The following is an 18,261-nucleotide window of genomic DNA, read 5'->3' on the forward strand; positions in this document are numbered from 1 at the left end:
GCCGGGCCGCCCGGGTCGACGCGGAACGCGTGACGGCGGCCGTCGCCTGACGCGCGGGCGGCGGCCGCCGTCGCCCCGTCGCGTCAGCCTGCCTGCGGCCGCGCCCGACCGGCCCGGCTGCGCAGCTCGGCCCGCTGCCGGTCGCTGAGCGGCCGTACGTCGTCGCAGTAGAGGGTGCCGTTCACGACGAGGTCGCCCTCGACGTAGACGGGACCGGTCAGGTAGACCGTGCCGACGGCGTGCAGCGCGTTGCCCAGCTCCGACTCGGTCGCGTCGCGGTAGCCGTAGGCGTAGATCGCGTAGTCGTGTCCGGCGTGCGCGACGGCGACGACCGCGGCGCATTCCTCGCCGGTCGCGACGACGGCACCGCCGATGCCCAGGGTGTTCTCGGCGTTCCGGTTGGTCGCGCGGACGGCGGCCCGCATCGAGTCGTCGGCCGTGGCGACCACGCCGTCGCCGGCGCCGCGGTTCTGGACCGCCAGCACGCCCGTGCCGCCGCCGCGCACCGTCGTGACGGCGGTGCCGGACGTGTTCAGCCGGCCGAGCCGGACCGGGTCGCCGGTGGCGGCCTGGGCGGACGAGGCTGCCGCGACGCCGGCCGCGGTCGCGACGGCGCCACCGGCCAGTGCCCCGGCGCCACGCAGCAGCCGCCGCCGGCTGGAGCGGTCGTCGGCCGTGGTCGGGTTCTCGGGTTGCATCATGGGTGCTCCCAGGGTCGGGCTGGAGGAATCGGGACGAAACACGGCCGTGTCTGACCCGTAGACGCCCCGCGCGCCCGGCCGGTTGCCCCGATATGCGGCCGGAATCGGCACCGGGCCGCAGGTGTGGCACGATCTGGAACCATGCCTGCTCCCGGCACCCGCACTGTCGACGTCCTCGACGTCTCGGACCTCCGCTTCCCCGGCGGCACCTCGCACAGCATCGCCGAGGAGATCACGGCGCAGGCCCGGGCCGGCTACAGCACCGGGCTGATCAGCCTGAACGGGCCGCTGGTCGCCAAGGTGTCGCCGGTCAACCGCCTCATCCGCGCAGCGGTCGAGGCCGGGCGGGCGCGGCTGCTGGTCGGCCGGGCGCCGGTGCGGACGAAGGTCGTCGTGGTCCGGCACCCGGCGGTCCTGCAGCACGCAGCGGACCAGCTGCCGCCGGTCGAGGCCGACCACGTCGTCATCGTCGCCAACGCCGCGCCGTACGACATCGACGGGCACGAGCACTACCGGCCCGAGGCGGTGCACGAGATCGCGAAGCACCGGTTCGGCCGCGAGCCGCTCTGGGCGCCGATCGGCCCCCTGGTGCGGCAGGCCATCACCGGCCGGGTGCCCGCGCACACGCTCGCCGAGACCGACTGGGTCAACATCATCGACGTCGACGCCTGGGCGGTCGACCGGCCGGCCGGCACGGGCCCGCGGGGCACCCGCCCCGTCATCGGGCGGCACAGCCGGTCGTCCCCGCAGAAGTGGCCCGCCGACGCCGCCACCCTCCGCGCCGTCTACCCCGTCGACGGGTCGTGGACGGTGCGCGTGCTCGGCGGCGCCGGACCGGTGGAGCACCTGCTCGGCGACCTGCCGGAGAGCTGGGAGGTGTTCGAGTTCGGGGCGATGCCGCCGCGCGACTTCCTCGCCTCGCTCGACTTCTTCGTCTACTTCCACAACCCGCGCTGGGTCGAGGCGTTCGGCCGGACCATCCTCGAGGCGCTGGCCACCGGCGTCCCGGCGATCCTGCCGCCGCACTTCGAACCGGTCTTCGGCGACGCCGCCGTCTACGCCGAGCCGCACGACGTCCGCCGCGTCGTCGAGGCGCTCCACTCCGACCGCGCCGCCTACGACGCCCAGGTCGAGCGCGCCCGCCGCACCGCGCGCGAGCGGTACGGCCACGAGGCGCACGTCGCCCGGCTGGAGCGGCTCATCGGGGCGCCCAGCGCGACGCCGTCGCCGTCCGCGCCGCCGTCCGCGGGCCCCGTGCGAACGCACGGCGAGCGGCCGCCGCGGGCGCTGTTCGTCAGCAGCAACGGCGCCGGCATGGGCCACCTCACCCGGCTGCTGGCCTACGCCCAGCGGTGCGCGCCGGCGGTCGAGCCGCACTTCTTCTCGCTGTCGCAGGCCGCGCCGGTCGTCGGGCGGTTCGGGCACCCGTACGAGTACGTGCCGTCGGCGTCGGCGACCGGTCTGGAGCCGGCCCGCTGGCACGCGTACTTCGCCGCGCGGCTGTCGGCGACGATCGAGCGGATCCACCCGTCGGTCGTCGTGTTCGACGGCACCTGGCCGTACGAGGGGCTCGGCCTGGTCCGCAGGGCCTACCCGGGCATCGGCTGGGTGTGGTCGCGACGGGGCATGTGGCGGGCCGGCATGAACCGCGACCAGCTGGCGAAGTCGAGCTGGTTCGACCTCGTCATCGAGCCGGGCGAATTCGCCGCACCCGCCGACCAGGGCGTCACGGCCCAGGCCGAGGCGACCCGCGTCGGCCCGGTCACGCTGCTCGACCGCGACGACCTCGACACCCGTGCCGAGGCGCGCGCCTTCCTCGGGCTGGACCCGTCGGCACCCCTGGCGCTGGTCTCGCTCGGTGCGGGCAACATCAACGACACCAGCGGCGACCTCGGCGCCGTCGTCGCCGCCTTGCGCGAGCTCGGCGTCGAGGTGTGCGTGACGCAGCCGGAGATCGCGACCGGCCAGGGCCGGCTCGACGACGTGCACGTGGTGCGCGACTTCCCGCTGTCGCGCCGCTACCGCGCGTTCGATCTCGCCGTCAGCGCCACCGGCTACAACAGCTTCCACGAGCTGCTCCGGTTCGGCGTCCCCACGCTGTTCGTGCCGAACCGGTCGACCGCGCTGGACGACCAGGAAGGCCGCTCGCGCTACGCGGCCGCGCAGGGCTGGGCGCACGCGCTCGAGGTCGTCACCGTCGACCAGGCGACGCCGCTGCTGGCCGACCTGCTGGAGCGGGGCGAGCCGATGGTGAAGCACGTCGCCGACGCCGACCCCGGCAACGGCGCGGTGGAGGCCGCGCGCATCCTCACCGGCCTCGCCGTCGAAGGGCAGGACTGACCATGGCCGACCGCCGCAAGCCGCGCCGCGTCATGCGCCACGTGCGCCGCATCCCCGGCTACCGCTACGCCCGCCGCACCGTCGTGCCGCGCATCCGCGGCAGCGCCACCGCTCGCGCCGTCGTGCACCGGCTGTTCGCCGTCGACTCCAGGCAGCACACGCCGCTCGACGTCACCGCCGGCCGGCTGCTGGCCGGCGTCGGGACGGAGCGGCTGCCGGTCGTCGTGCTGCTGCTGCTCGGCCTGCCGGCTGAGCGCGTCCGGGCCGTCGTCGACGAGATCGCCGAACTGCAGGTGCTGACCGCCGCCTTCCGGCCGGTGATCGTCATGGACGTGCCCGAGCTCGCGGCCGCACGCGCCTACGGCTACCCGGCGGAACTGCTGCTGCCGGCCGATGACTGGCCGCACGAGACGCAGTCGTGGGACGACTACGTGCGGACCACGCTGGGCACCGTCTTCGCGACCTACCGCAGCACTGCGTCGCTGGTCGTCGGCCCGGACGGGCTCGGCCGGACCGAGCGGCTGCTGCTGGCCTCGCTCGCGCCGCGCTGAGCCGGGCGTCAGCGCATCTGCAGGTCGTAGCGCATCGCCCGGGCGGTGCCCTCGGGCACCATGGGGTCGAGCTCGGCGATGGCCGCCTCGACGTCGGCGACCAGGTTGTTCAGCGCGGTCTTGACCGGCCCGGCGTTGGGCGCGAGGTAGTCGTCGTGCACCTCACGGGCCTTGCTACCCGTCCACGCCGGACCCTCGCCGATGGAGCCGGTGGGCGCGTCCATGTTGGGGGTGTCTTCGACGGCGTTGGAGGTGCGCGTCTTCAGGCCCTCCATCGCGGAGATGAACGGGTTCGGCACTTCGTCGCTCATCACTACCTACTTATGATTCGGTCACCGTTTCGGTGAGGCTAGCATGGCGGCTGCGAACGCCCGCCGACGCCGACGATGGGAATGAACACGTGCGGACCAGCAGAGCGGCCATCGGAGTCATCCTCGCACTGGCCACCCTGACAGCGTGCACGTCCGACGACGACGGCGGCGACGGCTTCGAGGTCGAGCTGCTGGCCGGCGGCGACGGCTCCGTGCCCGGGCCCGTCAGAGTGCTCACCGCCGGCCCGGACGAGTCGCTGTGGGCGCTGGCGGGCGACAGCAGCCTGGTCCGCATCGACTCCGACGGCGCCGCCGAGACGACCGAGCTGCGACTGCCCGACGGCGTCAACGCCCTCGCCGACCTCGCGGTGGCGCCCGACGGGACGGCGTACGTGCTCGCCGAGCTGCCCGACGTGGGCGAGTCCTCGGTCTACCAGGTCGACGGCGACCAGGTCGTCCCCGCCTTCGGCGTCCCGTCCGACGGCGGATCGGACAGCGCGCCCGACGGCACCGACGCCGCCGGCGCGGCGCTGGGCCCGGTCGCCGACATCGCCGTCGACCCCGAGGGCCGCGTGCTGTTCGTCGAGACGCACAGCCCCGACGGCGGCGTCATCAACTCCGTCCAGCAGGTGCGGCGGGTCGACGACGACGGCACCATCAGCACCCTCGCCGGCACCAGCGAGCCCGGCTCCGGCGACGACACCGGCTGGTTCCCCGAGGACGGCGCCGAGGCCACGTCGCAGTCGCTGGCGTGGCCGGTCTTCGTCAGCGTCGCGCCCAGCGGCGACGTGTACCTGCGCACCGGGCGCAGCGTCCTGCGCGTCGAGGACGGCGGTCTCACCCGCGTCCTGGGCGGCGACACGTCCGGCCTGACGACCGTGCCGAACACGGAGCAGTCCGCGCCGTTCGAGGACGCGGTCGAGGCGCTCGACGCCGGCTACGAGAGCGTCGACGACCGCTCGACGTTCGCCGCCGGCGACTCCGGCGTGCTGGTCGGCGCGCCGGTCGTCCCCGCCGAGCTGTCCTCCGACGTCCGGTCGGCGTTCTCGTGGACCGTCGAGGACGCCGCCGGCGAGGCGCAGGCGTACGCCGACGCCGTCGTCGACCCCGACAGCCAGGCCTCGCGGCAGTCCGAGGCGGCGCTCTACGTGTCCGACGGCACCGTGACGACGGCGAGCGTCATCGGCTCGGTGAGCACCTGGCTCGACGACGACACCATCGCCACGGCACTGGTCAGCTCGGTCGCCAGCCAGGAGACCATCGTCGTCACGTACGACGTGCCGTCCTGACCGGGCTCCCGGGCGTCGTCGGAGCGCCGGGCGTCAGTTGCCGCCGGCCTGTCCCTCGATGTTCCACTCGCTCATCAGCAGCTGGACCGCGGGGTCCTGCGCCCACTGGTTGAACGCGTGCAGCGCGGCGGGATCGGGCTGCGTCTCGCCGTCGGGGTCGTTGGGGTCGACCGGGACCTGCGGGAAGTCGGGGTCGTTCGGGTTGAGGACGTTGCCGCTGGAGTCGGTGAACCTGGCACCGTACAGCTCCTCGTAGAACGCCGGGTCGCCCTCCCAGGTGACGTCGCCGTCGTTGTACGGCGGGATGCCGCCGTCGCCACGGCGGGCGTTGTACTCGTCGACCGCGCCGTTCACCCACTGCGCGTTGGTGCCGGTGAAGTCGTAGTCGAGGTCGGGCAGGCCGTCGGGGCGCGTGGCGTCGGTGATGAAGCTGGCGAAGCCCTGCTTGATCGCCCCGACCAGCAGCTCCTTCGGCATCGCGAGCAGGCTGTCGACCGTGCCCTTGGGGTCGAGGATGAGATCGACACCGTGGCCGACCATCGTCGTGATGAACTCCTCGCGCGCGGCCTCGTCCTCGGCGAACTCGTCGACGACGGTGTTCCACGAGCCCGCGAACATGCCGGCCAGGCCGTTGGCGACCTTGCGGTCCCACTCGTGCGAGCCGGGCTCGGGGGCGCCGGCCGTGTTCTCGATGGCGTCGTCGTACCACGTCGTGATGAGGTTGTGCAGCTGCGCGGCGCCCTCGGGGTTGCGCATGCCCTCGGTGACGAACTTCTCCCAGGCGGCGGCGTCGACCTCGATGCCGTCGCGGCCCGGGTTGTCGACCACGCCACCCGGCGACGAGTAGGTGTAGACGAGGGAGTCCCAGTACTCCTCGGTGATGGCGACGAACGTCATGCGCATGTGGTCGTTGAACGGGAACGGCTCCTCGAGCGACCCCACCTGGTTGATGAGGTACGAGGCGTTCTGCTCGGCGAGGTTCGGCTGGTCCTCGTCGTAGAGCCGCAGCCGCGCGTAGACGGAGTTGGCGTCGACGGTGGCGGCCCGAACGAAATCGGCGTACGCCTCCTGGTGCTCGTACTGGCCGAACTGGGCGCCTTCCCACACGCGGTCTTGGTGCTCGGCCATGAACTCGGCGCTGGCCCGCGGGTTGCGCGCCAGGCCCGACCACAGGTCGCCCCACATCTGCGCGTTCACCATGCCGGTGATGTTGGTGTCGCCGGACGTCGCGGCCTCGGCGACGGCGGCCAGCGACCCGTGGTCCCAGTCGCCGTGGTTGAGCAGCGGCAGGAAGGTCTCCATCGCCCGGATGCTGGGGCCGGGCAGGTCGAGGTCGCGCAGCGCGTCGTTCATGCCCTTGAAGAACTCGGCGTCGTAGTCGATGCGGAAACTGGCCGTCGCGAACACCTCGGCCACGGCCAGCTGCGGGCCGTCGTCGGCGTCCTCGCCGCCACCGCCCTCGGCGCGGATGTCGGCGTCCATCAGCAGCAGCGCGCGTGCCTCGGGGCTGAGGCGGTTGATGAAGGCCTCGGCGAAGTCGGGGTCGTGGCCGTACTGCTCGAGCTGCTCGTAGACCTCCGGCGGGATCTCGCCGTGGCTCTCGTTGACCTGGTCGGCGAGCTCGTTGCCGGCGTTCTGGGCCTCCTCGACCGAGGCGAAGTCGTCGTTGAGGATGTCGCTGCCCTGGACCCGCAACACGCCGTCGCCGGCCCACCCGTTGGTCTGCTGCTCGGCCAGCAACTGCACGGCCAGGCTGTGCCGGCGGCGCATGGCCGGCATGATGGTCTCGAGGTCGCCCTTGGCCTCGAGCAGCTTGTTGAGGTTGGTCTTGTCGACCCCGAAGTACCCGAAGTCGGGCTCGAGCCCGCTGATGTGATCGGTCAGCCCCGTCAGCGTCGCCGCGAGGTCGTCCACCGCCTGCCCCAGCGCGTCGACGTCGATCGAGGTGTACTCGCCGCCGCCCTCGTCTGGTACTCCCATCAATGCTCCTTCGTCGTCGGCCGTAGGCAGGGTCTCCAGCACGCACGCAGACGTGCCGTGGTCATCCGTGCCCCTTGCTGACCGACGAGCCCCAGCAGGCAGGACTCTAGCGGAGTGCCCCGACGCCGCGTCACCTCGTCCGAGCGTTGCGACCGGAGTGCGGGCACCCGGTCGCGCCGGCTCAGGGCAGCAGCGACGGCCCCGGCGGCGGGACCGGATCGGGGTACCGCTTGCGCCTGCGATTCCGCTGTCGTTCAGCGATGACGAAGTGATACAGGGCCCAGGCCAGGACGGCCCCGACCAGCGGGCCGGCCAGCCAGGTGGCAATGTCGTCCCACTCACCGCTCACCACGGCTGGACCGAACCCACGGGCAGGGTTCAGCGCTCCCCCTGTGAGAGCCAGCAGCGACGCGCTGCCTGCGACGACCGCACCGCCGATGGCGAACGGATAGATCGACAGCGGCGAGCGTTCGTCGAGCACGGTGCCGAACACCACGAGCACGAGGAACATCGTCGCAATGGCCTCGAGCGCGATGGCGCCGCCGACGTTGATCAGTTCCTCGTTCACTGCCGGCGTCGCGACGGCCACCGCATCGTCGCCAGCCACTACTGCCACGAGCACGGCACCGAGGGCGGCGCCAGCGAGCTGCGCCGCCCAGTAGATGCCTGCGCCGAGAGCGTCGATCTTCTTCGCCAGCAGCATGGCCAGCGTGATGGCCGGGTTGAAGTGGCCTCCGGAGACATGGCCGAGTGCGGCGACCATCCCCATGACGACGAACCCGTAGGCCAGCACCGTCGGCGTCGCCTGTCCGGCGATGCCCAGCGTCGCCACGGTCACGAACACCACCGAAAGCGTGCCCACCGCCTCAGCGATCGCGTTCCGAAGCCAGCTGTCTGCCATCTACGAGCCCCTCCCGTCGCAGCCCGCCATGTCGCCTCCGGGCATACCCCACCACGGGGACCTTATCGTGCTGATCGCCACGCGTCTGAGCGGACGGCGTCGTACCGGCGGTCGAACTCATCGATCGCCGCCGCGTGGTCGCCTTCGGCGCCGATCCGGTACCAGAACTCGGCGAACTGGCTCTTGGCGCGTTCGAGGTCGATCGTCATGGAGTATGGGACCGTCGCCTGGAACGCCTCGATGGCGGTTCTGACGGAGTCGACGTAGCGTCGTGCGAGGTCGAGCGGGCTCGTCCCAGCCGAGATGTCGACGTCGGGCGCCAGCGTGCGCATGACCGGCTCCTGCGCGTGCCAGTCGCTGGCGATGCTCTCCGCGACGTCCGCCGACTCGCGCCGCAGATGGACGAACAGCGAGTCCGATCCGAACGCCGACTTGAGTCCGTCGAGGTTGGCGAGCAGCCGCCTGTCGACCTCGATGTGCGCCTCGGGGTAGTCGAGCCGATTCGCCAATATCTCACCGTTCGGTAACGATTCGGCACCGGCGGTGTAGTTGTCGATGTGTCGACAGGCCTTCAGGAACGTGCCCGAACCACAACGGCCCGTGCCGAGTACGAACACCCGCAATCTCTGGATCTCCTCGGGTCGAATGGCGCGCGCCGGGCTGCGGCCACGGCCATGCTTCTTGCCCGTGCCGCCGTGCGAAAGGGTAGTCTCACGGCCACATTGACGAAGGAAGGTTGGGCGAATTCGTGTTGGGCATGACGGGTCGTCAACTCGCAATGAGCGCAGTGACTGCTGCACTCGGCCTGGTCACGGCGGTAGCCGGCCTCGCCGGCGCCACCGATGTCGCGATAGCTGCGCTGGGCCTGCTGCTCACCGGCCTGCTCCTCCTCGTCATCGACGTCCGGCGCCGCCAAGGCGAGCTGGCCGGCAGGCTCAAGAAGATGGCCCAGCGCCAATTGACCGACCTGCGCAGGACCGAGCGGCTCCAGCACCTTCCCGCCGAGGTCGAGGCGGCCACCCGGCGTTCCCTCAGTGTCCTGACCGACGAGTTCCAATTGGCGGTCGGACGTATGGAGACCGCCGGAACGAGCACGCTCACCGGCCTGGCCCAGGAGCGCCTGGCGGCTGCCGAACGGCACGTCGAGATACTCGGCCATCTGGCCGATGTGACCGCCACGGCCAAGGGCGTCGCCGATCTCAAGAAGAACGTCGCCGCCGCGGCCGACGGCATCTCGGGGCTCCGGCGTGAGGTGCTCGGCAACCTCGACGATGCCAACCGCGAGAACAAGCGGCAGCAGGTCGCTCTTCGCCAGCGCGTCGACAAGCTCGCCTACGAGCCGGTCCGCCAGGTGCAGGCTCTCATGCAATTGATGAGCCGGGTGAACGCCCGCGCCGCGCTGCCCGCCACGGGCGGCTGGGCCATGGAGCCCTCCGCGCTCCTCCGGCTGGTCCAACTCGTCGACGACACCCGTCCAGGACTGGTCGTGGAGTGTGGGAGCGGTGCCTCCACGGTGTGGCTGGCCTACGCACTCGAAGCACAGGGGCGGTCGGGCCGGGTGGTCGCGCTCGAGCATGACGAGCACTACGCCGACGAGACCAGGCATATGTTGAGCAGTCACGGACTGACCGACGTGGCCGAGGTGCGGCACGCGCCGCTGGTCGAGGTCGAGCTGGCCGGTCAGGTCTTCAACTGGTATCAGCCCGACGCCATCAAGGACCTCAAGGATATCGAGCTGCTCCTGGTCGACGGCCCGCCGCGCGCCAGCGGCCCGCGGGCACGCTACCCCGCGGTGCCGCTGCTCGGGCACCGGCTCGCACCGGTCGCGCGAGTGGTTCTCGACGACGTGGACCGGCCCGAGGAGCAGGAGGCCGCCGAAGCGTGGCTCACAGAGGTCCCCGGCCTCACCCGCGACACCGCGGGGACCGACCGGTCCGCCGTGTTCGCCTACCGGCGACCCAGGTGATACCGGCCTTGGGCGAAGCGGTGGTCTGAGGCGCCGGACTCTGTGCCGACGCCATGGTCGGCGCCGGCGACCCATGCCTCGCCGAACAGTTCGCGTGCGGCGTCGCGCAGGCCGGCTTCGTCACTCACGCGGTACGACCGGTGCAGTGCCCGCGTCGCCCAGAGCTCGAGCGGTGCGTCGACACCGGTCACACTGATGCTGATGAGGCCATGCGTCCAGGTGCGCCAGCGGGCCATGAGGCCGCTCAAGGCCGTCGCCGCGAGGCGCGTTCCGACCGGCACCATCATGGTCGCCGGACTCGGAAAGCCTGAGCGTGGCGCCTCCGTGACGAGTCGCACCCGCCCTTCCGACTGCCAGTAGTCTACGTAGAGGTCTGCGTCGGCCGAAGCCGGGTCATACACGACGCTGATCGCGAGGTCGTCGAAGTCGTTCGCGAGGATGTCGTCGACGGTGTTCCTGACGGCCGAGAAGCTCCGGTTCGACGGCGGGACGACGACCCGGAGATAGGGCACGGCCCATTGCCGTCCGCTCACCGGCGGCCGGTACCGGGGGTTGGCAATGTAGTTGGCGATCAGCGGCGCGCGCTTCCGCGCCAGTTCTGCTCCGTTGATCGCGAACGATCGCTGCCCCTGGTGAAGGCTGTAGGCGGCACGTTCCGGGATGATGACGCCACCGGCAGTGAAGCACCTGTAACCGAACTCGGTGTCGACAATCCCCCGACGCGGGAAATGCGCGAATCCACCCATCTCCTCGTACAAAGCACTCCGGGTGGACACGCTGGCGCCGACGACGGGACGCCACAGATCTTCGCGATCCGTGGTGAGATCGTCGGTCATCTCCAGTACTTGGTCGATCCAGAGGTGCGGTTCCTTGGGCCGGCCCTCGACCAGCGTACCGACGTCGCCTTGTTCGACCGCGGACCGCACCTGGTCGACCGTGATGCCGCCGACATCGACGAAGTCGCGGAAGCCCAGCACGACGGCGTCATCGATGATCTCATGCCATCGCGCGTGTGCCTCGACGTGATGCCGGTCGGCGATGATGTCGGCGTCGATGAACAGCAGCACATCGCCACCGGCTCGCCGCGCGCCGACGTCTCGCGCATGACCTGAACCGTGCCCGCCGCCCTCGACTCGCACCAGCGTGGTGTGCGCGGGACGAGACTCCGGCAGCCGCAGGGGAGGTTCCGACCGGTCGTCGACGACGACCACCTCGAGCAGCTCCGCGGGATGACTCTGCGCGGCCAGAGCCGCCAGCGCCAGGTCCAGTTCCGGCTGATCGTTGTGTGCCGGAATGATCACGCTCACGGACACCGGAGTGGTGATCGGGTCGCCCAGCGCCCGCGGCATGAGACTCCGCCAGTCGTTGCGCTTTGCCGCAACCCGACGCGCACTGGTGATCATCAACTCTCCTCGACTTGGGATACCGGAGCCAGACTCTAGCGACAAGACTCAGGTAGTGTGCCTCCGACTCCGGAAGGCGGGAATACGAACCGTGACTGCATTGGGACTGCTCATCTCGTCCGATGATGAGCTGATCGATCGCGTGTCTGGGCGCGGATGCGACACGGTGCTCGGTTTTTCCGAGTTGTTCGACGGAGATGTCAAACGCCTCGCCGAAGCGCCGTGGGAGCGTGTGGTCGTCGTCGCCGACTCGGTCACAGCGCTGCGCTCGTTCGCCCCGCAGCTGGTTGGCATGGACTGCGAGACTCGGGTGATCGACATCGTGGTCGGCGGGCGGCCTCGCCCCGGGCTGCTGACCGTTCCGCCCCGTACAGTCGCGGGCCGTATTGTGTCCACAGCGCAACTGATCAGCGTCGACAAGCCCGTCCGGACCCGGCACGTACGACTTACCGTCCGATTCAGGAGCGTCGTCCGACTCGGCGACGCTCTGGCGGCCGTCCTGCAGAGCGGTCCCGGCCGATTTCAGCGACCTACCGCCGGGCTGCGGGTCGGCATCGCCCATGACAGCCCGACGGCGATGAACTGGGCATGTGGCGACCCCTCGTCGATTCGCCTGCGGCCGGACCAGCATCCGGCGGACGGCGGCGGCCCCGAGCGGGTGGACGTCGTGCTCGGGACCGGCGAGGAAGCGTCCCTCGGCGTTCCGGCCCTTCAGGTAGGCGGGGACGAACGGCGCCCGACCTGGACCGACCTGATCGGCGCTCCGCGCGAGTCCCTCGAGCGCTTCGTCTCACTCACCCGCACGGACGAACTCCTCCCACCGGTCGACACCGATACGTTGCGCCCGATCGGGTTCCTCGTCGACAGCAGCGGCGACGACGTCTGGCTGAGGCGTATGAGCTCGACCACCGTTCCGCGCCTGGTTCTCGTGGACCGATCGGGCCGGCCGACTGCTCCGTTCGACGCGTGGTCCGGACTCAGTGACCGAGTCGTGGATCAGGTACGGTCTTATCGCGCCGTCCATGATGACCCGTGGGTCCACGATGGGCCGGTCCAGCAGGCGTCCTTCCTCGTTCAAGCGGCGTGTGCAGCGCTCCCCGTACTCGTGAGCGGGCTCAGCGACACAGTCCGCCGGCTCATCGGCGACCCGCTCGCGCAGGCCTTCGAGTCCGTCACCGCCACGGACCTCGCGGACCGCGTCCGGCGTGAGGCGTACTGCATGGCCATCCGGAGGCTGGCCTTCGAGCGCCACGGTGCGCGCCGCCGCTGGACGGCAATCGCCGACCGGCTCGGCCGGCCGGCGCGGCCGCCGGCGCCCGTCTCCGTCATCCTCGCCACACGCCGACCGGAGTTGCTGCCGCGGGCCGCCCAGCAGGTCGCGGCGCAGGACTGGCCGAACATCGAGCTGGTGGTCGGCCTGCACGGTTTCGACCGCGGCCACCCGCGCGTCCGCGAGTTGGAGGCCTCGTACCCGGGCCCGCTGGTGGTCACGGAGGTCCCGGCGACCCGGGTTCTCGGCGACATGCTCAACGACCTCAGCGCGCTTGCTTCGGGCGAGCTGATCACCAAGATGGATGACGACGACTGGTACAGCCGCCACCACGTCACCGACCTCGTGCACGCCGCTGAGTACTCCGCTGCCGAAGTGGTCGGCGCCGGGGCGGAGTTCCTCTACCTCGAGGCCCTGGACATCACCGTCCGCCGTCACCGCGCCAGCGGCCACTGCTACGCCCCGCGGGTGCCAGGCGCGGCGTTGCTCGTGGGCAAGGACACGCTCGCCGCGGTGGGTGGCTGGCGGCCGAGCCAACGGGGCGTCGACACCGCTCTTGCCGAATCCGTCCTTGACTCCGGTGGCTCCATGTACCGATCGCACGGCTTGAGCATCGTCGTCATGCGCGCCGCCCAAGGCCACACCTGGGATCCAGGGGTCGAGTACTTCTTGCTGGGCGACGTCGACCAGTGGCCGGGGTTCGCGCCGCCGCCGGGGATCGCCGGCCCGGCGCCGGAGCCGGCGGCGCTTCCCGTCAGCTGGTTCGATCGGCCGCGCGTTGCGTCAGGAACTTCCTAGCCTTCACGAGCTGCTCGACGAACTGCGCCTTCGGCGGCGGGCCATGGCCCTCGCGCAGGTCCTCCAGCACGATCATGCGGCTGCCGTCGGCCGAGGTCCCGCCGACGCCGGTGATGCCGGCCGCGGCGGCGAACGGCACCAGATGCTCACGGATGTGGAAGGCGTCGCGGAGGTTCTGGACGTAGTACACGTAGTTGTCGGTCGCTTTGGCGTACTGCTCGACCATGTCGAGCCGGTCTGCGAACAGCGCCGGCACGGCCTCGAGCTCGTGATCCGGGAACGCCAGCGTGAGGTAGTCGCGCACACGGCGCTTGTAGTAGCGAGAGACCGTGGTCTGCGGGGCGAACGGCACCGCGATCGAGCCCGGCACCAGCCGCGAGGCGGCGAGCGCCGCAAACCCGCCGCCCGACGTCCCCGTCATGATCACCCTGGTGGCCGAGAGCATTCCGGCCAGACGCTCCACCAGCCGCGCGCAATGACGGCTGACGTCCACGGCGGAGGTGCCGACGTACCATCCGAGGGTGATGTCCGGGGCGAGGGCGAGCACCGGATCGGCCAGGTAGAGCACGGAGGCGTCGAACTCGGCGAGGGTCGACTGCCACTCGAACCGCGGGTGCTCGTACTTGGCGCGATCGGTGGCGCCGTGGAAAACGACGAGCAGGTTCGCACTGTCACGGGCTGCCACCATCGCCTCGAGCGAGAGTGGTTCGTCCCTGCGGCCGCGCGGATCGTTCGGCTCCAGCACGATGCGGTGCCGGCTGACGCCGGCGGGCACCGCGAGCTCGAAGCGCTCCACATCAGGGTGTTCCTGAACGGCGAGCTGGTGGCGCGTGTCGAATGTCGGCGTCGGTGCCACCGCCCTGGCGGGTGCCGCGGCCCGCGGCGAGCTCGCACGGGGCGATTCAGGCGCTCGCGGCCGGCCGTTCACCGGCCAGTCCAGCAGCTCCGGCCACATCGAGCGCAGCAGGCCGAGGTAGACGTCGCCGCGAATGCGCGATTCCAGCGGAACGCCGAGCAGCAGGCCGTAGATCCGCCGCGAGTTCAGCACCGTGTAGGTGTCGTGAGCGAGGTCGCTCTCCAGGTACACCGTCGAGAGCCAGACACCGGACCGGTGCTCCCAGTAAAAGAGGTCGTACGGGTCGTAGCCGTCGAACCGGGTGTGCCCGGTGTCTGCCACGAAGGCGGCGAACTCCGCCACCACGTCGGGATCGGTGGCGTTCTTCTTGCAGAGAATCGCGGCCATCGTCTCAGGGGTCAGCTCGGGCCGTTCCCGACGCTGCGCCCGGTAGTACGCCCGACCGATCTCGAAGAGGTTCGACCGCAGGTGGAGCCGGTCGGCGGGCAGGTCCGTCAGGTAAGCGGCGGCCAACCCTCGGTTGTGGATCCGCTGGGAGTTGCGCGCCATGACACGGCGCAGTCCCTCGTCCTCGACCGTCCCCCCCACTATGACGACCTGGTGGTCGAGTCGCAGGCCGCCGGCAAGCGTGCGGGCCGTCGTGAGATCCAGCGCGTGGCCGGCATTGTCGACGTGTGCGCCGTATCGCAGGCTGTACGTGAAGTAGCGGACCGACTCGTGGACGGGACGGGTGACCGCAAGCGTCGTCCGGCTGTCCATCCCAGCGGTCAGGGATGTCATCAACGGCGTCCTGGCGGCCAACTCCCTGACCTGCCCCTGAAGGAGCTCGCGGAGCTCGTCCACGGTCTCGTCGACACTCGCCGGCTCAGGAGCGGTCCGCGGATAGACGCGGTGGACCTCGCGGGACTCCAGTTCGAGTTCAGTGTTCGGTGTCAGCTGTGCGACTCCGGCGTACGGTGTCGCGCGCCCCGGCAGACAGTAAGCGCCGTGGTCGGTGAGCCAGCCACCGGCGGCGAACCCGCTTCGGTCCGCGCCCGCGACCTCCGCCACGAGCTGAGCATGACCGGCCACGACGCGCGGGAGCGACGCGGAGGCGTAGAAGACACTGCGCATCGCCGTGGCGTCGGTCTGCAGCCGGGTCGCCGTGCCGTCACCGTCGATCACTACGAATCGGCCGACGAGGTCGTCGATGGCCGCTAGGTAGGCGAGCCGGCCGCGCCGGCGAGCCGTGAGCAGCGACCTCACGACGGCTGAACGGTCGGCGGACAGGCCGTTCAGGTCCAGCGCGAGCCCTATCAAGGCGACCCAGACACCGTCATCCGTCGATGCCACCGTCAATGCGTTACGGGGGTCGTACGCCAGATACCATGCGCCGAGCCGTGCCCGCCGCCAATGATCCACCGGAGCCGTCACCGGGGACGACGTGAGGAGGAAGCCCCTGGCGTAGAGCAGGTGCCCGGAATCCTCCGCGACCGGGATCTCCGTGGGCGACACGGGGGCGTGGTCGTGCACCTCGATCGGCGCGTCCGCCATGCAGTACCCCATCTCGGTCGATTCGGAAACCCGTCGTAGACGGCCTGACATGCTAGCAGCGGTGATGTGCCTGCTCCTCGGATTCGCGGCAGCCCATGCCGCCTCGTCTAGACTGACGCGGTCTGTGGCAATGCAGAATCGTGCCGTTGATCACCCGGAGATCGCGAAACCCGATGCACCAATCCTCAACCACCGCCGTGCCGCCGGTGCCGCCTCCACCGCCGACCTCGGCGACGGCGCGGCCGCGGACCCGCGCGGCCGGTCGCCTGCCCGCCGATGCCCAGCGGTTCCGAGGCGACATCCAGGGATTGCGCGCCGTCGCCGTAATCGCGGTGCTGGGATTCCATGCCGGGCTGCCGTTCATGTCGGGTGGCTTCGTCGGGGTGGACGTCTTCTTCGTCATCTCCGGATTCCTCATCACCGGCCTCATCGACCGCGAGATCGGCCGCACCGGCCGGCTGAGCCTCACCCGGTTCTGGGCTCGCCGTGTACGACGCCTCCTCCCCGCGACTGCTGTTGTCCTCGCTGCCGTCGCCGTGATCACGATGGTCGTGTTGCCGGTCACCCGGTGGGCGTCGATCGCCTGGGACATCGCGACGAGCGCCCTCTATGTCGTGAACTGGCGGCTCGCGGATCAATCGGTCAACTACCTCGCGAGCGACGACGCGCCCAGCCCCGTCCAGCATTTCTGGTCGCTGGCCGTGGAGGAGCAGTTCTACCTGGTCTGGCCGTTGCTGATCCTGGTGCTGCTGTGGTTGCAGCGGCGCTTTCATCTCTCGATCACCCGGGTACTCCTCGGTGGCATCGCCGCAATCGGCATACCGTCGCTGATCTGGTCGATCTATCTCACCGAGACCAGCCCTGGCCCGGCGTACTTCGTGTCGACCACCCGGCTGTGGGAGCTGGCCGTCGGCGCTGCGCTGGCGATCATCGCCCACCGCCTCCCCCGTCTCCCCGTCGCCTGGGCCCACGCACTCGGCGCCGGAGGGCTCGCCGCGATCGTCGTCGCCGTCGTCGCCTACGACTCCGGCACACCCTTCCCGGGTACAGCGGCCCTGCTGCCCACGCTCGGTGCCGCCGCGGTCATCGCCGCCGGAACCGTGGGCCGGCGAACCCTGGCCGACCTGGTGCTCGACACCTCGGTCATGCGCGACATCGGCACGTTGTCGTATTCGCTCTATCTTTGGCACTGGCCGCTGCTCATCGCGGCGGCCGTCATGTGGGGCGGCGACGACGGCACGTTGCCGGTCGCCACAGGCGTGGTGGTAGTGGGCTTCTCGGTCGTCCCGGCCTGGCTCACCTACCGCTTGGTCGAGGCGCCGATCCACCACGCGAAGCTGCTCGTCCGGCTCCCCGGCTGGGCCGCGGTGCTGGGTGTCGGGTGCACCGCGATCGGCGTGGCCGCCGCCATGCTCGTCTCGCAGGCCGTCCCGCAGCCGCCGTCGTACGCGGTCACCTCGCAGGCGCAGGGCGCGGCCGTGCTAGACGACGAGCCCGACGAGGATCCCGACGGCGAGGTGGTCGACTCGGTGGAGTACATCACGCCGACTGCGCTGGAGGCACCGGACGACGTGGCCCGGCTCGACGGTGAGCTGTGCATCAGCGACATCGAGGGGACCGATCTCGAAAGCTGCACGTATGGGCCCGCTGACGCCGAGATCACCGTCGCGATCGTCGGCGACTCGAAGATGCATCAATGGCTCACGGCCTTCCAGCAGATCGCCGACGAACGCGGGTGGCATCTCGTCACGTACCTGAAAAGCGGCTGTCCGCTGATCACCGGCGACGTTGTGTTCGAGGACGCCCCTAACGAGGACTGCACGGCGTACAACGAGGCGAGATACGACACGTTGCGGACCGACGACGCCATCGACTACGTGATCACCTCCCAAGTCGCCTCGAGGGCCTATCTCGGCCCCGACGCGTCCGACGCCGAGCAGAGCGACGCCATGATCGACGACATGGTCGGCGTGTGGGAGGGACTCGAGGAGGCCGGACGCCAGGTCGTCGTGATGATCGACAACCCGAACCCGTCCATCGACGTGATGGAGTGCGTCGCCGAGCATCCAGACGAACTGGGTGAGTGCGCGTTCTCCAGGGATGACCGTGAGCGGAAGGGCGGCGGCGCTGCTGCCCAGCTCCCGGCCCTGGAACGTGCCGACGGCATCTCGTCGGTCGATTTGCGTGACTACATATGCCCAGGTGAGGCTTGCCCGGCCGTGATCGGCAACGTCCTGGTGTACCGGCGGGGGTCCCATCTGACCGCCACCTACGTCTCGACGTTGACGCCTCGGCTCGACGAAGCGCTGATGGAGGTCATGCGCTGAGGTCGGTGCGCTGGGTACGATTTCCAGCGCCGCGA

13 protein-coding genes are annotated in these 18,261 nt (G+C 70.6%); 6 read left to right on the forward strand and 7 right to left on the reverse strand.

Annotated elements, in window-relative coordinates:
- Positions 1-83: 83 nt before the first annotated feature.
- On the reverse strand, positions 84-701 hold the full coding sequence (locus DY240_RS16435) for a hypothetical protein (protein WP_119660929.1): 618 nt from the start codon (positions 699-701) through the stop codon (positions 84-86).
- Between the two features lie 141 nt (positions 702-842).
- Between DY240_RS16435 and DY240_RS32915 the strand changes: the two genes are divergently transcribed.
- Both DY240_RS32915 and DY240_RS16445 read left to right on the forward strand, forming a co-directional pair.
- Positions 843-3,041 (forward strand): glycosyltransferase, encoded by a 2,199-nt coding sequence (locus tag DY240_RS32915; protein ID WP_199701623.1) that lies wholly within the window; start codon positions 843-845, stop codon positions 3,039-3,041.
- Between the two features lie 2 nt (positions 3,042-3,043).
- On the forward strand, positions 3,044-3,592 hold the full coding sequence (locus DY240_RS16445; RefSeq protein WP_119660930.1) for a hypothetical protein: 549 nt from the start codon (positions 3,044-3,046) through the stop codon (positions 3,590-3,592).
- 8 nt (positions 3,593-3,600) lie between these two features.
- On the opposite strand, the gene DY240_RS16450 is transcribed toward DY240_RS16445, so the two are convergent.
- Complete coding sequence (locus DY240_RS16450) at positions 3,601-3,903, reverse strand: hypothetical protein (RefSeq protein WP_119660931.1); 303 nt, start codon at positions 3,901-3,903, stop codon at positions 3,601-3,603.
- An 89-nt stretch (positions 3,904-3,992) separates the two neighbouring features.
- On the opposite strand from DY240_RS16450, the gene DY240_RS32060 reads away from it, so the two are divergent.
- A complete protein-coding gene (locus DY240_RS32060; RefSeq protein WP_158602881.1) occupies positions 3,993-5,192 on the forward strand; it encodes an NHL repeat-containing protein in 1,200 nt (399 codons plus the stop codon).
- Positions 5,193-5,225: 33 nt separating this feature from the next.
- Here the strand turns inward: DY240_RS32060 and DY240_RS16460 are convergent, their stop codons facing one another.
- The 3 genes from DY240_RS16460 to DY240_RS16470 form a co-directional block, all read right to left on the reverse strand.
- On the reverse strand, positions 5,226-7,172 hold the full coding sequence (locus tag DY240_RS16460) for a hypothetical protein (protein ID WP_119660932.1): 1,947 nt from the start codon (positions 7,170-7,172) through the stop codon (positions 5,226-5,228).
- A 181-nt stretch (positions 7,173-7,353) separates the two neighbouring features.
- Positions 7,354-8,073, reverse strand: a complete 720-nt coding sequence (locus DY240_RS16465) for an MIP/aquaporin family protein (protein ID WP_119660933.1) — start codon at positions 8,071-8,073, stop codon at positions 7,354-7,356.
- Between the two features lie 62 nt (positions 8,074-8,135).
- The gene (locus tag DY240_RS16470; RefSeq protein WP_119660934.1) at positions 8,136-8,582 is read right to left on the reverse strand and encodes a hypothetical protein; all 447 of its coding nucleotides are present in this window, start codon (positions 8,580-8,582) and stop codon (positions 8,136-8,138) included.
- 227 nt (positions 8,583-8,809) lie between these two features.
- Here DY240_RS16470 and DY240_RS16475 point away from each other — a divergent pair, with 227 nt between their 5' ends.
- Positions 8,810-10,039, forward strand: a complete 1,230-nt coding sequence (locus DY240_RS16475; RefSeq protein WP_147375360.1) for a class I SAM-dependent methyltransferase — start codon at positions 8,810-8,812, stop codon at positions 10,037-10,039.
- Here the strand turns inward: DY240_RS16475 and DY240_RS16480 are convergent.
- Positions 10,021-11,442, reverse strand: coding sequence for a glycosyltransferase (locus tag DY240_RS16480; RefSeq protein WP_119660936.1), 1,422 nt, complete (start codon positions 11,440-11,442; stop codon positions 10,021-10,023). The genes DY240_RS16475 and DY240_RS16480 overlap by 19 nt on opposite strands.
- 100 nt (positions 11,443-11,542) lie before the next feature.
- Here DY240_RS16480 and DY240_RS16485 point away from each other — a divergent pair, with 100 nt between their 5' ends.
- On the forward strand, positions 11,543-13,510 hold the full coding sequence (locus DY240_RS16485; RefSeq protein WP_119660937.1) for a glycosyltransferase: 1,968 nt from the start codon (positions 11,543-11,545) through the stop codon (positions 13,508-13,510).
- Here DY240_RS16485 and DY240_RS16490 read toward each other — a convergent pair.
- On the reverse strand, positions 13,467-15,899 hold the full coding sequence (locus DY240_RS16490; RefSeq protein WP_147375361.1) for an asparagine synthetase B family protein: 2,433 nt from the start codon (positions 15,897-15,899) through the stop codon (positions 13,467-13,469). The two genes, DY240_RS16485 and DY240_RS16490, sit on opposite strands and share 44 nt — an antisense overlap.
- 146 nt (positions 15,900-16,045) lie before the next feature.
- Between DY240_RS16490 and DY240_RS16495 the strand changes: the two genes are divergently transcribed.
- Complete coding sequence (locus DY240_RS16495) at positions 16,046-18,226, forward strand: acyltransferase family protein (protein ID WP_158602882.1); 2,181 nt, start codon at positions 16,046-16,048, stop codon at positions 18,224-18,226.
- Positions 18,227-18,261 lie beyond the last annotated feature (35 nt).

The organism is Jiangella rhizosphaerae, assembly GCF_003579925.1.
Taxonomy (GTDB): domain Bacteria; phylum Actinomycetota; class Actinomycetes; order Jiangellales; family Jiangellaceae; genus Jiangella; species Jiangella rhizosphaerae.